This window comes from Flavobacterium sp. Arc3 (assembly GCF_041431375.1).
Lineage (GTDB): Bacteria > Bacteroidota > Bacteroidia > Flavobacteriales > Flavobacteriaceae > Flavobacterium.
In genome coordinates, this window is sequence record NZ_JASMRI010000002.1 from 1 (window position 1) to 15,633 (window position 15,633).

Here is a 15,633-nt window from a genome sequence, read left to right on the forward strand (position 1 = left end):
GAAGTTCTATATAATTTTCCAAGTCTTATTTTTTTCTGTAAATCTCGGGAATATTTAATTCCTCCCCAACTTTTGAGCTTGATCCGATACAATTCAAATAATACTATGGCTCGTTCTGTTTGGTTTTTGGACCATTTTGATTTGTTTTTGTATAGGAAATAGCGACTTCTGGCTAGTAATTGCTTAAGGGTATCTCCATTAGTCAAAACATAAGGTTCAAACTTTTTTTTGTTTTTCTTGGCTTTTTCTATAGCTTCATTTTCCTGATCAATGGCTTGCCAGCGGTATTTAATCCTGATTTCTTGTAAAGCCTCTAATGCTAGTTTTTGCACATGGAATCTATCTATGACGCGAGTTGCGTTAGGGAAACATTTTTTGGCAATCAATCCCATGTTTGCTGCCATATCAAGAGTTATCTCAGAAACTGTATTTCGTAGTTTAAGCGGTATTTTTTCGATAATAGCGATGACAGTCTGAGCTTTAGTTCCAGCAATCATAGCTACTATGGTTCCTTTCTTTCCTTTTGCTGCTTTGTTGGTCAAAATAGTGTAGAGTTCTCCATTGGAAAGAGCCGTTTCGTCTATCGATAAACGTTTGCCTAAGTTCTCTGGAAAGATAAGCCAATCTTTTGCGTGTGGTTTTTGATTCCATATTTTGAAGTCACTTAAAAAATCTTTATATTGATTTTGTAGTTTTTTACCAGTAACCCCATAGAAAGAAGCAATAGCATTACAGTCATTAGGGTGCGAATCTATTGATCTCTTTTAAAAAAGACGCGAACTCCTGTGTTACTCGAGTTCCGTCTGCTACTAAATTCCAATTTCTAAAAACTACTTGTCCTGTATCTTCATTAAGCCATCTTCTGCGTGTAATGTGAAGGTATACCTGATGTCCTCGAATTGGGAAGTCCTGAACTGTTATCTCGTCAAAGAATCCCTTGGAACTTAATTTAGATTGTCGATATTCTTTAGGAATCGAATTAACCTCTTTTAAGTAAAGGTGGAGTATTTCTTCTCCCTTTTTATAGGAAGTAAGCTCGAAATAATCAACTATGATTTCAGGTAATAATAACTTGATAAGTTCGCTATAGGAATCTTGCATTGAGACATATTTTATAATTGCAAAAGTCGTTATTTATATATTTCCCCACAACATTTAGACTTGATCCTAGCTTATTTTAAAACAGTGAGATTACGGAGTAGTGATTTATATCTTAAATGTTATTACTGGTTTGACGGCGTGGTTTACTAAATCTTCGCCTGTGCTTCCTGTGAAAAAATGAGCTAACCCGGTTCTTCCATGGGTGCATAATCCTATCAAATCAGCATCTATGGTTTTTGAGAAATTAATTATTCCTTTTTCGATATTGATGTCGTTGTAAATATGGGTTGAGTAGTTGGTGATATTGAAATCAGCGACGAAATCATTCATTATCTTCTCTGAAAGTTGAGTTGGTTTGAAGCTATTAGGCGTGCAAATCATCACTAAATTTAATTTAGCGTCAAATATTTTACTAAACTCAATCATTTTTTTGAAAGGTTTTTTTATTTCTTTCGAAAAATCAGATGCGAAAACAAAATTCATTGCTTTTAATTTGGTGGTGCCTTTTTTAATTACTAAAACTGGGACTTCTGATAATCGAACTATTTTTTCAGTATTAGAGCCAATTAGTATTTCTTCAATTCCGGATACACCGTGTGATCCCATGACTATTAAATCAGTTTGGCTTTCCTTGCTAAAAGATAGGATCCCGTTAAAAGCTCTCTCAAATTTCACGTTTTCAGTCACTTGTATTCCTTTTAAGTACTCTTTTTCTTTTAATTTATGAAGAGTTTCGTTTGCTTTCTTGATATATAACATCACGTCAGGAATACTTGTGGCTGTAGTTATGGCGTCATTCATTTGGCTTGGAATTTCCAACATATGTAGCAGAAGTATTTCGGAATTGCTCTTTTTTGCAATTTGTGCCGCGACTTTTAATGCATTTTCTGCATGCGCCGAAAAATCGGTTGGGACTAAAATTCGTTTCATAATTAGAGGGTTTAAATTATGGGAAAATTCGTTATTTTAATACATATATAAAGATAAGAAATATTTTTACGGCACGCAATCAATTTGATTTATAAAAAAAACACTATATTTGCACCGTTATTTATTAAAATCTAGATAATGAGGGGACTAAGTGTCCCCTCTTTTTATAAAAAATATGACATTTAAAGAAAAGATAAATTTATTGTTGACTGAAGCTCTTTTAGAAAAGCCATCGCTTTTCTTGATAGACCTTACCATCACTGATGCCTTTAAAGTTATTATAACTTTAGACGATGACAATGGTGTGGTGTTGCAGGACTGTATCGATATCAGTCGCGCAATAGACGCAAGTTTAGACAGAGAAGAGCAGGATTATTCAATGGAGGTTGCCTCAGCAGGGGTTTCTTCGCCGTTGAAGAAGATCAGGCAATACAAGAAAAATATAGGTAGAACGTTGATTGTGAAAACTAATACAGAAAATATTGAAGCGGAATTAGTGGAAGCTAATGATGATTTTGTAATTTTGTCGTGGAAAGCAAGAGAGCCTAAAAAGATAGGTAAGGGTAAAGAGACGGTTGAAAAGACACTACAGGTCCCTTACGCAGATATAAAAGAAGCAATTGTTACAGTAACATTTTAATTAAAGAATTCGCATGGAAAATTTAGCATTAATCGATTCATTCTCAGAGTTTAAAGATGATAAACTTATTGATCGTGTAACGCTTATGGCAATTTTGGAAGATGTATTTAGAAATGCATTGAAGAAAAAATATGGTTCAGACGATAATTTCGATATCATTATAAATCCTGATAAAGGAGATATGGAAATTTGGAGACGAAGAGTTATTGTTGCGGACGAAGATTTAGATTTTGAAAACGAAGAAATTACTTTAACAGAGGCTAGAAGAATTGAAGCTGACTTTGAAATTGGTGAAGAGGTTTCTGAAGAGGTGAAATTAATAGATTTAGGAAGAAGAGCTATTTTGGCTTTACGCCAAAATCTTATTTCTAAAATACATGAGCACGACAATACGAATCTTTATAAACAATTTAAAGATTTAATTGGAGAAATTTATACCGCTGAAGTACACCATGTAAGACCTAGAGTTGTTATCTTAGTAGATGATGAGGGGAATGAAATTGTTTTGCCAAAAGAAAAACAAATTCCATCTGATTTTTTCCGCAAAGGAGATAATGTTCGTGGAATTATTGAAAGCGTTGAATTAAAAGGGAACAAACCTCAAATTATTATGTCTAGAACTTCTGAGAAGTTTTTAGAAAAATTGTTTGAACAAGAAATTCCTGAAGTTTTTGATGGTTTGATTATGGTTAAAAATGTGGTGAGAATTCCAGGTGAAAAAGCAAAAGTAGCTGTGGAAACTTACGACGATAGAATTGATCCTGTAGGTGCCTGTGTAGGTATGAAAGGATCTCGTATTCATGGTATTGTTCGTGAATTAGGAAATGAAAATATAGATGTTATTAATTATACAAGTAACATTCAATTGTATATAACAAGAGCGCTAAGTCCTGCAAAAGTATCTTCAATTAAGATAAATGAAGAAACTAAAAGAGCAGAGGTTTTCTTGAAATTAGAAGAAGTTTCAAAAGCGATTGGTAGAGGTGGGCACAACATTAGATTAGCGGGTCTTTTGACTGGTTATGAGTTAGATGTTATACGAGAAGGAGATGTTGCTGGCGCAACTGCTGATGAAGATGATGTTGAATTAACAGAATTTTCAGATGAAATCGAAAGCTGGGTTATTGAAGAATTTGCAAAAATTGGTTTAGATACGGCAAAAAGTATCTTGAAACAGGATGTGGAGGATTTAGTAAGAAGAACTGATCTAGAAGAGGAAACAATTCTAGATGTAATGAAAATATTGAAAGAAGAATTTGATAGTTAGTCAATGTGTCTTCAACGATAAACATGCCACTTTATAATTTTCTTGGTCGATAAGATGGAGTTAGAAGTAAAGTGAGGAATAACAAAAAAGGTAATAATAAAAAGGTTTTATGTCTGAAGAGAGAATTATTAGAATAAACAAAGTTTTAAGGGAGTTGAATATTTCTTTGGAAAGAGCTGTGGATTATCTAAAAGATAAAGGGATTGCTATTGAAGCGAATCCAAACACAAAAATTTCTGATGATGTATACAATGTCTTGTGCGGTCAATTTGCGGGTGACAGAGGTAAAAAAGAAGCTTCAAAAGAAGTAGGAGAAGAGAAAAGGAAAGAAAAAGAGGCTTTACGTGTTGAGAGAGAGAAAGAAATCGAAGATAAGCGTAAGCATGATGAAGAGATTCTTAAACAACAACAAGAAGTTATAAAAGCGAGAGCTGTTATAGCGGGACCTGTTCAAGTAGGGAAAATTGATCTTAATCCTAAAAAAGCGGCTGCTGCTGTTCCAGCTCCAGTTACGCCAACTCCTCCGGCGCCTCCTGTTGTTGCAGAAAAAATTGAAGCGCCCAAAGCTAAAACTTCGACAGAAAAGCCAGTTGAAAAGCCAGTTGAAAAAGAAGCGGTTCAGGAAAAAGTAGCTGTAGACAAAAAAGAGGTAAAACCTGTTGTCGAAACTAAGGAACCAGTTAAGGAACCAGTAAAAGAAGAGAAAAAAGTTGTTGTTTTGGAAGAAAAAGCGACTCCGAAAACGGACGAAGCTCCAGTTGAGGAAGCTATTACAACTCAATATCAGAAATTGTCGGGGACTAAATTAACAGGGCAAACAATTGATTTGTCTCAGTTTAATAAACCGAAGAAGAAAAAAGAAGAGCCTAAAATCACTCCAAATAAGCCAGGCGCTGCCGGTGCTGCTGGAGCGGCTAATAAAAATAAACGTAAAAGAATTGCTCCTAAACCGGGCACGCCTAGACCTCCTGGAGTTCCTGGTGCACCAAATCCTAATAAGATTACGCCAAATGTTGGTGGTGGTGGTTTTAATGCGAATAGAAGTTCAAGACCTGGATTCGTAAGAGGAAACAGACCTGCTATTGTAGCAAAAGTTGAGCCTACAGAAGAGGAAGTGAAAAACCAAATCCGTGAGACTTTAGAGAAACTTCAAGGTAAAAAAGGTGGTAAATCTAAAGCGGCTAAATACAGAAGAGACAAAAGAGATACGCACCGTCAGAAATCTGATGAAGAGCAAAGAGCAATAGACGAAGGAAGTAAAACTATCAAGGTTACTGAATTTGTTACTGTTGGTGAGATTGCAATAATGATGGATGTGCCAATTACTAAGGTTATTGGAACATGTATGTCTCTTGGGATCATGGTTACCATGAATCAACGTCTTGATGCAGAAACATTGACAATCGTAGCTGATGAATTTGGTTATGAAGTTGAATTTATTACTGTTGATATTGAAGAGAATGTAGCAGTTATAGAAGATAGGGAAGAAGATTTAGTTTTCAGAGCACCTATAGTAACTGTAATGGGTCACGTCGATCACGGTAAAACATCTTTATTGGATTATGTTCGTAAAGAAAATGTTATTGCAGGTGAATCTGGAGGAATTACACAACATATTGGTGCCTACGGAGTAACTTTGGATAACGGTCAAAAAATAGCTTTCCTTGATACACCAGGTCACGAGGCGTTTACCGCGATGCGTGCACGTGGAGCTCAAGTTACGGATATCGCTATTATTGTGATTGCTGCGGATGATGATATTATGCCACAAACAAAAGAAGCAATAAGCCATGCTCAAGCAGCAGGTGTTCCAATTATATTTGCAATTAATAAAGTGGATAAGCCAAATGCTAATCCTGAGAAAATTAAAGAGAAATTAGCAGGTATGAATTTACTTGTTGAAGACTGGGGTGGAAAATACCAATCTCAAGATATCTCTGCAAAAGTAGGAACTGGCGTAAAAGAATTATTAGAAAAAGTTTTATTAGAAGCTGAAGTTTTAGATTTAAAAGCTAATCCAAACAAAGCGGCGCAAGGAACTGTAGTTGAAGCCTTTCTAGATAAAGGGAAAGGATATGTTTCTACAATATTAGTACAACACGGTACACTTAAAGTTGGGGATTATATGTTGGCTGGAAAACATCATGGTAAGATCAAAGCGATGCATGATGAAAGAGGAAATGTTGTTATGATAGCAGGACCTTCTACTCCAGTATCTGTGTTAGGTCTTGACGGAGCAGCTACTGCAGGTGATAAGTTCAATATTTTCGAAGACGAAAAAGAAGCAAAACAAATTGCATCAAAACGTTCTCAATTAATGCGTGAACAATCTGTTCGTACTCAACGTCATATTACATTAGATGAAATTGGACGTAGAATTGCATTAGGTCAGTTTAAAGAGTTGAACGTGATCCTTAAGGGAGATGTTGATGGTTCCGTTGAAGCATTATCTGATTCGTTCTCTAAATTATCTACTGAAGAGATTCAAATTAATATCATTCATAAAGGTGTTGGAGCGATTACTGAAACTGACGTTATGTTGGCTTCTGCTTCAGATGCAATCATTATCGGATTTAATGTTCGTCCTGCAGGAAATGCAAGACAATTAGCAGACAAAGAAGAAATTGATATTCGTTACTATTCTATTATCTATGCAGCTATTGATGACTTAAAAGATGCAATGGAAGGAATGTTAGCTCCTGAGATGAAAGAAGAAATTCTTGGTACTGCTGAAATTAGAGAGATATTCAAAATCTCTAAAGTAGGATCAATTGCAGGTTGTATGGTTATGGACGGTAAAATCGCAAGAAATTCTAAAATTAGAGTTATCCGTGATGGTGTTGTTGTTCATGCAGGTGAGCTTAGTGCTTTGAAACGTTTCAAGGATGATGTTAAAGAAGTATCTAAAGGTTATGATTGTGGTATTCAAATTAAAGGTTATAATGACATTGAAGAAAGAGATGTTATTGAAGCTTATCATGAAGTTGCAATTAAGAAAAAATTGAAATAGTATTTTAATTTATATAAGAAATTTAAAAAATCCCGATTCGTCGGGATTTTTTTTGTTTTGACTTTTAAAGAATTATTATGCTAAAGAGGAAAATAGTTAGCTTGTTGCAAAAGGTGCTAATTTATTGATATGTTTGAATCTGGAAAAGGTGTACTAAGTGGTATTAATATAGTTAGTTTTGGGTTTGATGTTTGTATATAAAGTGGTGATATTGTTTTGGAACGACACAGAAGATTGTCTTCCAGTGACGTAAAGCAAGAACTTGTGGAATAAGGCGAAAAATAGATTGATGGATTGGGTGTGTATTTTATTTGTGCAATTATGACGTAGGTTTGTAATTCGTAGACAAGGTGTACATTGATATTGTAAACTTTTACATTGGAGAAATAGAATAAGGTATTATCAAAATATTTTCTAATTGTTCTTAGGGATTTATAGCTGTAAAAATTAGGTTGAACCAAAAAAAATTGTACATTAAAGTTTGTCTTTTATTTTTAATTAGGTTTTTATTAATAGTGATATTATTAACTTCTTGTTCAAAAGGAAATAAATTGATTATCATAAATCATATTCAATAGAAAATGAAAAAATTGAAAACTTACAAAGAAAAAACTATATGTTGTTTTTTTAACGATATTTTAAGTCAGAAAGTTTTTATGAAAGTATATGCCACGAATCAAGTTTGTTTAGAAATAGACAATAGCATTGAGAATGATTTCAATAAATTAGATAGAACTGATTTTCTTCTTAAATATGCTTATAAAAGTGCGTATAGTAAGAGGTTTCTTATCAATACTAAGTTAGTAGGAGTTAATAATTTGTGTGTAGCCTATTTTCTTTTCAAAGACGGTTTCGGAATAACCTACGATGACTACTTAGGTTCTTATTATGTTAATGATCTAAAAGTTGATTAATTCAATCGCTTGGTTATGCCGTAAAATTCGTTGTACAGATTTACAATCTTTATACACGAATGAGAATAAATTAAAATAGCAAACTTGATACGGAAATATTAAAATTTTGCCTGTAAATAAAGTTTATATATAGGGTTGTGGAAGTAATAGTTTTTTAGAAAGAGATTACGTATCTGTCAAGATGTTATTGTGATTTACTTATTGGAATCGCGGTGGAAAAGCAGTATTTAGTTAAATAGAGTCAGTAGGTTTAGGGTAGGTTAAATGCTATCCCTTTTTCTTGATGTGTTAGTGAGTTTTTTAACTCTAATAATGAGTAGTGGCAAGACGGTTATGGTAAGCTGAAATTGATGTTAAACCTGCTAATATTTGAAAGGGAAACCCCAAAAAAAATTAACGGTAGTTTTTAAAATTATAGCGAAAGGGTTAATTAGTTTATCGCAAAGAACAACTTACGTGCACTTACCGTTTAATCTTTTTGGATTTTTATTTGATTATAATAGTTTCTTCTTGTTGAAAGGAAAATGAAATCGATGACTATGAGAAGTCAGATAAAACCAGTTTTTTTTTAAGTATGTTTTTCAAAGGATGGATAAAAAATGTGTTGAATAAAGAGTAAACCAGTAGGGCGTAATGTTTTCTTTTAAAAATAGATTTTGGAATAGACTTTATTGGTGGTTTAGGGGCTTTTTAAGGGATGGATTTGCTTCGCATATAGAGCTATTGATAGTTAGTACTAATGTAGTTGATTACTGGAGTGTATCCTGAGAAATATAGTTTAAATATGAATTCCGCGTCTGTTAGCGATGAGTTCATATTAAGTTTGCAAGAGATGCAGTGTTTGTCGACTTTAATTCTTTAGCAACATGTGAACAAAATATGGGATAAACAACAAGAGGCTGTCTGAGAAGATAGCCTCTTTGTTTTTTATCTCATATTGATTCATTGATATTTTATTGAACATTTGAAATTCATCATCAAAAACTGTTCTAAAGGGTTATTCGGTTGGTTTCTGAAGCCCAAATCAGGTCTAAAATTATGCAAACGTATTTTTGCTATCCATTTAGAAAAGTTGTGAGCAGTAGCAATTAAACCAAATTCAATATTTACTTTGGTTAATGTGATTAATGTAAAACGTTTAAATCCTTTGTTTTGCTTAATATTTCCAAAAACAGGTTATGGTTCTATGCATCTTTTAGAGTAAATTCCTTTTCCTAATTCACTTTCTAAATTTGTCTTGCTTGAGTTTTGAGCTTTTGAAGATGATGATTAATTTCTATTTTTCTATTTCCCTTGCCTTTATAGCATTGTCCCCACATTGAGCATCCTTCACAATTAACAGCTTGATATACATAATGGTGTTGTAAAAAACCTGTTGTTGTTTTTGATTGTTTAGTATAAATATTGGTCATTTTTTGTCCTAGCGGGCAAACTAAAAAGTCCGTTAAGTATTATAAAAAAGGTTTGTGCGGGGAATAAATTTTTCTTGTGCTTTCGTTTTTGTTCAATTCGATACATATTATACGGAAAAAAAAATCAACTTGTTTGTTTTTAAGTAGTTGATAATTCTCTTCGCTTCCATAACCAGCATCGGCTACGATTTGCTTAGATTGTTTTTTGTAAGCATCCTCAAAACCAATTAAATGTGGCTCTAAGGTTGTAAAATCAGTAGATTTTTGATGAGTAGAATAGTGTGTAATAATCTGATTTTCTGTAGAAATCTGAATGTTATAGGCTGGTTTCAATTGCCCGTTCATCATGTGATCTTCCTTCATGCGCATAAAAGTAGCGTCGTTATCAGTTTTGGCATAACTGTTTCGATTTCCAAGAATTTCAAGGTGTTGCTCGTACTCTTTAAGCTTTGGTAGTTGTTCTTTTCTAATTTTTGGACTGCCTTTTTTTGTTGTTTGGTTAAAAATTCAGCTTTTGTTTTTTTTTTTATAGTTTGAATTTTCTCTTCTAATTTCTGACTATCAATTTTTGTTTCGTTTTGATTATCAGTATGCATGATGTCTGACTCGATAGCTTGGCCAATTTCGGCCAAAACAGCATCTATCTTACCTTGAAGTCTCTCTTTATTTTTTTCAACTGCTTTTTTCCAAACAAAACTATATTTATGTGTATTGGCTTCAATTTTGGTTCCATCGATAAATTGTTTCTCAAGACTAATAAGTTCCAAATCAACCATCATCTCAACGAGTTGACTGAAAAGCTTTTCGACGTTCCCTTTTAATTTTTGTCCTCTAAAATCATTTATGGTTCTAAAATCAAGCTGTAAGCCACCTGAAAGCCACATAAAGTAAATGTTTTCCTTAACTGCTTTAGCTATTTTTCGACAAGAATAAGTATTGTTTAAATATCCGTAAAAAAGCACTTTAAGAAGCATTTTAGGATGATAGTTAGAAGAACCACCACCTTTATACTGTGAAATAATATCAGGTATTTCTAATCTTTCAACAACAGAGTCTATTAATCTAGCGGAGTGATTTTCTGAAATTAAAGCATTTAAATTCAATGGAAAAAGTTCTTGCTGATGCACTGAATGGTGCTTAAAAATGGGCTGCATAAATGTTATTTTGAGTTCTTAAATATGACTAAAAGTCAGCATTATAACATAAAAAATGCCCGAAAATTACTTTTCGGACAGTCTCTTCTTGTTTTATACAATTGCTAAAATCTTTTTAAAGAAATTGATCTTCCGTATTTTTATTTCTGAGGTTTTATTAAATAGGCATTTTCGTACTTTCTACGAATCTTAATTAAATTGCGTTCTGCTTCGATCTTTGTTCTGAAATTACCTACCCAAACTTTATAGTTAGGAGTGTTAAAGACTATAGTACCGTCAAGATCTAAAAAATCTTGTTTGCAATCGTTTAGTGTCTTTTTAGCTTTGTCATTGTCACCACTAAAAATTTGAATTTTATAACGTTCATTTACAGTTATTGAGACGTTTGTTTTTCTTTTTTCATTTAATAGTTGCTCAAATTTTGGGTCTTGAGTAATAGTAAGATTTCGGTCTTGTGCTTTTAAATTACTGGATAGTATACTCAGTATAAGGGAGTAATAAAAGATATTTTTTATTGTTATTATTTTCATAACGTTTTGGTTTTTAGGTAAAAGTAGTATTTAATGAATAAATGTAAAGCATAATTATTATTTAGAATAGTTATAAATTGAAATTAAGATTATTTTAAGGTTTTGAGAATAGTTCATAAGTCGTATTTTTGTCGAAGTTTAAAATAAAGGAGCAGTTTTTATATAAGTTTTTATAGAAAAAACTGTGCCAATTTTTAGTAGATAATCATTATATTTTATGAAAAAGGTGGGTAACCATAATTCGAACTCAAGGAAACTATTTTTAAGCTTAGCTTTAATGCTAACGTTTTCCTTAACTTCATTTGCGCAAGATGCTACTCCAGCAGCCGCAAGTGAAGCTCCAGCAGCCGCAACTGAGGCTCCAGTAGCTACTCAAGGTGGTGACCCGGTTAAGGGTAAAGAACTTTTTAATGCAAATTGTGCTGCATGTCATAAGCTTGATGCTAAAGCGACTGGTCCAATGCTTAGAGGTATTGCTGGTAAGCATGATATGCCATGGCTTTACAAGTGGATTCATAACAGCGCTGAACTGATAAAATCAGGAGACGCAGCAGCTGTTAAGGTCTATGAAGAGAATAATAAGGTCGCTATGACAGCGTTTCCTGCGCTTTCTGAGGGTGACATTGATAATATAATTGCTTATACTTCTGAAGTTAAGGCTGAGGCTCCTGCTCCAGTTCCTGGTACTGCGGTCGCTGGTGGTTCTGATCAAGGTGGTGTATCTAATGGTGTTGTATTAGGTGCTCTTGCTCTTGTAATGGCTATGTTAGTTGTTATGTTGTTCTTAGTGAATAATGTTTTAAGAAAAGTGGCTAAAGCAAATGGTATAGAGGTAGCTCCGAAAACGGCTACTACACCTATTTGGAAAGCATTTGCTAAAAATCAATTTTTAGTATTAGTTACTGCGATATTTTTATTGTTAGCTAGTGCGTATTTTGTTTACGGTTTCTTGATGCAAGTTGGTGTAGATCAAAATTACGAGCCAATTCAGCCGATTCATTATTCTCATAGAATTCACGCTGGAGATAATGAAATCAATTGTAAATACTGTCACTCTGCTGCTAGGGTAAGTAAAAATGCTGGTATTCCATCTTTAAATGTTTGTATGAACTGTCATAAAAACATTGCTGAAGTTGCTGAAAGTACTGCTACTCCAGAATACAGCAAAGCGTTCTACGATGAGCAAATCCAAAAATTATATACAGCGGTAGGTTGGGATAAATCAACTCAGTCTTACACTGGAAAATCACAGCCTGTGAAATGGGTTCGTATTCATAACTTACCTGATTTTGTGTATTTCAATCACTCGCAACACGTAACTGTTGCTGGTATCGAGTGTCAAACATGTCACGGTCCGGTTGAAACATATGAGATTCAAAAACAATTTGCTCCACTAACAATGGGCTGGTGTATCAACTGTCATAGAAAAACTGATGTTAAAATGGAAGGGAATGAATATTATACAAAAATTCATGAAGAACTTTCTAAGAAATACGGTGTTGACAAATTGACTGCAGCGCAAATGGGTGGATTAGAATGTGGTAAATGTCACTATTAATCAAATTATTAAGATTTTAATATTTATATACAATGTCATCAAACAAAAAATACTGGAAAAGTGTTGAGGAACTAGAAAACGGTTCTATTGTTGAGGCGCTTAGAAATAACGAATTTGTTGAAGCAATTCCTACTGATGAATTTTTAGGAAATAAAGAGGCTATGTCTTCTTCAACATCACGTCGTGACTTTTTAAAGTACGTTGGATTTAGTACTGCAGCGGCTACGCTTGCTGCATGTGAAGGTCCGGTTAACAAGTCGATTCCTTATGTATTGCAGCCAGAACAAATCATTCCTGGAGTAGCAGATTATTATGCTACTTCTGTTTTTGATGGTTTTGATTTTGCAAATCTACTTGTTAAAACTCGTGAAGGGCGTCCTATTAAAATAGACAATAATACTATTTCAGGAGCTAAATTTACTGCTAATGCAAGAATTCATGCGTCGATATTGTCGTTGTATGATAACATGCGTTTGAAAGAGCCAAAGATTGGTGGTAAAGATTCAACTTGGTCTGCTGTAGATTCAAAAATTAAGTCAAGTATAGTTGAGGCTAAAGCAAAAGGTGGACAGGTAGTATTGTTGACTAATACTTTGGCTAGTCCATCTACTGAAAAATTAATTGGTCAATTTATCGCTTCAAATCCAAATGCGAAACATATCATTTATGATGCTGTTTCTTCATCTGAAACTTTAGATGCTTTTGAAGCTGTTTATGGTGAAAGAGCTTTGGTTGATTATGATTTTTCAAAAGCTTCACTTATAGTTTCTGTAGGTGCGGATTTCCTTGGTGATTGGCAAGGTGGAGGGTATGATTCAGGTTATGCTCAAGGTAGAGTTCCTAAGAACGGAAAGATGTCACGTCATTTTCAATTAGAAGCAAATATGACTTTGTCTGGTGCTGCTGCTGATAAGCGTTTGCCGATGTCAACTGCAAATCAAAAACAAGCATTAGTACAGATATATAATATAGTAACTGGTTCTGCTGTTGCTGTTAGTTTAGAAGATAAGTTTAAATCTGAAGTAACAAAGGCAGCGCAGCAATTAAAATCAGCTGGTTCAAAAGGTGTTTTGGTTTCTGGTATTCAGGATAAAAATGCTCAATTATTAGTTGTGGCTATTAATCAAGTTTTGGCTAGTGAAGCTTTTAGTACTTCTGGAACAAGACAGATAAGAAAAGGATCTAACGAAAAAGTAGCTCAATTAGTTAAGGATATGAAAGCGGGAAGCGTTCATACTTTGATAATGAGTGGTGTTAATCCTGTTTATACATTGGCAGATTCTGCCTCTTTTACTGAAGGTCTTAAGAAAGTAACTACTTCTGTTGCTTTTACTTTAAAAGAAGATGAAACAGCTTTAGTTAGTACTATAGCTGCTCCAGTGCCTCATTATTTAGAAGCTTGGGGTGATTTAAGTCTTACTAAAGGGACTTATAGTTTAACTCAGCCTACAATTCGTCCATTGTTTGATACAAAACAATTTCAAGATGTTTTAATGTCTTTAAATGGAATGTCTGGAACATATTACGATTATATAAAAGCAAATTCATCTTCAATTGTTTCGGGTGCTACTTGGAATAAAATTTTGCATGATGGTGTTTATGTTGGTACTGCTCAATCAGTATCTGGTGGTTCTGCTGATTTTAGCGCTGCTGCAAGTGCATTAGCAAAATCAAAAGCTGTCGCTGGTTATGAATTAGTATTGTATACTAAAACAGGAATGGGTGATGGACAACAAGCTAACAACCCTTGGTTACAAGAGTTTCCAGATCCTATCACAAGAGTGTCTTGGGATAATTATGTTACTGTTTCGAATGCAGATGCTAAAGCATTATTGATGTCTAATGAAATCGTGGCTAATGGTGGTCTTAACGGAAGTTATGCTACTATTACTACAGCTGATGGTTTAAAACTAGATAACGTTCCGGTAATTGTTCAACCAGGTCAGGCTGTTGGTACTATTGGATTAGCTTTAGGTTATGGTCGCAAAGCGGCTTTAAAAGAAGAAATGCAAGTAGGTATAAATGCTTACTCTTTATATAAAGGTTTTAATGATGTACAATCTGTTACATTAGAAAAAGCGGATGGGGATCACGAGTTTGCTTGCGTTCAAGGTCAAAAAACATTAATGGGTAGGGGAGATATAATCAAAGAAACCACTTTGGAGATATTCAATACCAAGGACGCTAAGTTTTGGAATGAAGTTCCTATGGTGTCTTTAAACCATGAAGAAGTAGAGGCTACTACAGTAGATTTATGGGATTCATTTGATCGTTCTGTTGGGCATCACTTTAATCTTTCTATTGACTTGAATGCTTGTACTGGTTGTGGAGCTTGTGTAATTGCTTGTCATGCTGAAAATAATGTTCCTGTAGTAGGGAAATCTGAAATTAGAAGAAGTCGTGATATGCACTGGTTGCGTATTGATAGATATTATTCTTCTGAAAGTACTTTTGAGGGAGATAATGAAAGAAAAGATAATATTTCTGGTTTGTCAAGTTCATTGTCTACATTTAATGAAATGGAAAAAGCTGGAGATAATCCTCAGGTAGCATTCCAGCCTGTAATGTGTCAGCATTGTAATCATGCACCATGTGAAACAGTTTGTCCAGTAGCGGCAACATCACATAGCCGTCAAGGTCAAAATCACATGGCATACAACAGATGTGTTGGTACGCGTTATTGTGCGAACAACTGTCCTTATAAAGTACGTCGTTTTAACTGGTTCTTGTATAACAAAAACAGTGAATTTGATTATCATATGAATGATGATTTAGGACGTATGGTTTTAAATCCTGATGTGAATGTTCGTTCTCGTGGAGTTATGGAAAAATGTTCTATGTGTATTCAAATGACACAAGCAACTATTTTAAATGCTAAAAGAGAAGGTAGAGAAGTAGTTGATGGAGAATTTCAAACTGCATGTTCGAATGCTTGTTCTACTGGAGCAATGGCTTTTGGAGATGTTAACGATAAAGGAAGCAATATCACTAAATTAGCAGAAGATGAAAGAATGTATCATTTGCTAGAGCATGTCGGAACAAAGCCAAATGTGATTTATCACGTGAAAGTTAGAAATACTTAGTACAAAAAATTATTAATTAAGAAACAAGATAAAG

12 protein-coding genes and 2 pseudogenes are annotated in these 15,633 nt (G+C 34.0%); 6 read left to right on the forward strand and 8 right to left on the reverse strand.

Annotated features, from left to right (window positions below; genetic code table 11):
* From QO200_RS01570 to QO200_RS01580, 3 genes are all read right to left on the reverse strand, one after another.
* The coding region (locus QO200_RS01570) for a transposase (RefSeq protein ID WP_371535520.1) at positions 1-542 on the reverse strand (542 nt) is incomplete at its 3' end.
* 196 nt (positions 543-738) lie between these two features.
* On the reverse strand, positions 739-1,101 hold the full coding sequence (locus QO200_RS01575) for a transposase (protein ID WP_371535523.1): 363 nt from the start codon (positions 1,099-1,101) through the stop codon (positions 739-741).
* Between the two features lie 105 nt (positions 1,102-1,206).
* Positions 1,207-2,031: a universal stress protein gene (locus tag QO200_RS01580; RefSeq protein WP_371535525.1), complete on the reverse strand. Its 825-nt coding sequence runs from the start codon at positions 2,029-2,031 to the stop codon at positions 1,207-1,209.
* Positions 2,032-2,206: 175 nt separating this feature from the next.
* On the opposite strand from QO200_RS01580, the gene rimP reads away from it, so the two are divergent.
* From rimP to QO200_RS01600, 4 genes are all read left to right on the forward strand, one after another.
* Positions 2,207-2,671 carry a ribosome assembly cofactor RimP gene (gene rimP / locus QO200_RS01585; protein ID WP_371535528.1) on the forward strand — a complete coding sequence of 155 codons (465 nt, stop codon included), beginning with the start codon at positions 2,207-2,209 and terminating at the stop codon, positions 2,669-2,671.
* A 13-nt stretch (positions 2,672-2,684) separates the two neighbouring features.
* Entirely contained in the window at positions 2,685-3,938 is a 1,254-nt protein-coding gene (gene nusA, locus QO200_RS01590; protein WP_371535531.1) for a transcription termination factor NusA, read from the forward strand.
* Between the two features lie 109 nt (positions 3,939-4,047).
* Positions 4,048-6,948: a translation initiation factor IF-2 gene (gene infB, locus QO200_RS01595; RefSeq protein ID WP_371535534.1), complete on the forward strand. Its 2,901-nt coding sequence runs from the start codon at positions 4,048-4,050 to the stop codon at positions 6,946-6,948.
* Between the two features lie 656 nt (positions 6,949-7,604).
* Positions 7,605-7,862, forward strand: a complete 258-nt coding sequence (locus QO200_RS01600; RefSeq protein ID WP_371535536.1) for a hypothetical protein — start codon at positions 7,605-7,607, stop codon at positions 7,860-7,862.
* Between the two features lie 942 nt (positions 7,863-8,804).
* On the opposite strand, the pseudogene QO200_RS01605 reads toward QO200_RS01600, so the two are convergent.
* The 5 genes and pseudogenes from QO200_RS01605 to QO200_RS01625 all read right to left on the reverse strand — a co-directional run.
* Positions 8,805-9,026 (reverse strand): annotated as a pseudogene (locus QO200_RS01605) (transposase); the annotation flags it as partial.
* Between the two features lie 62 nt (positions 9,027-9,088).
* Positions 9,089-9,283 (reverse strand): annotated as a pseudogene (locus QO200_RS01610) (transposase); the annotation flags it as partial.
* A 30-nt stretch (positions 9,284-9,313) separates the two neighbouring features.
* A complete protein-coding gene (locus QO200_RS01615) occupies positions 9,314-9,637 on the reverse strand; it encodes a transposase (RefSeq protein ID WP_371535539.1) in 324 nt (107 codons plus the stop codon).
* Entirely contained in the window at positions 9,634-10,428 is a 795-nt protein-coding gene (locus tag QO200_RS01620) for a transposase (RefSeq protein ID WP_371535541.1), read from the reverse strand. Before QO200_RS01620 ends, QO200_RS01615 begins: the two co-directional genes overlap by 4 nt.
* A 140-nt stretch (positions 10,429-10,568) precedes the next feature.
* Entirely contained in the window at positions 10,569-10,958 is a 390-nt protein-coding gene (locus tag QO200_RS01625) for an SPOR domain-containing protein (RefSeq protein WP_371535543.1), read from the reverse strand.
* A 217-nt stretch (positions 10,959-11,175) separates the two neighbouring features.
* On the opposite strand from QO200_RS01625, the gene QO200_RS01630 reads away from it, so the two are divergent.
* Complete coding sequence (locus QO200_RS01630; RefSeq protein WP_371535546.1) at positions 11,176-12,516, forward strand: cytochrome c3 family protein; 1,341 nt, start codon at positions 11,176-11,178, stop codon at positions 12,514-12,516.
* A gap of 32 nt (positions 12,517-12,548) precedes the next feature.
* Entirely contained in the window at positions 12,549-15,599 is a 3,051-nt protein-coding gene (locus QO200_RS01635) for a TAT-variant-translocated molybdopterin oxidoreductase (RefSeq protein ID WP_371535549.1), read from the forward strand.
* Positions 15,600-15,633: the final 34 nt, after the last annotated feature.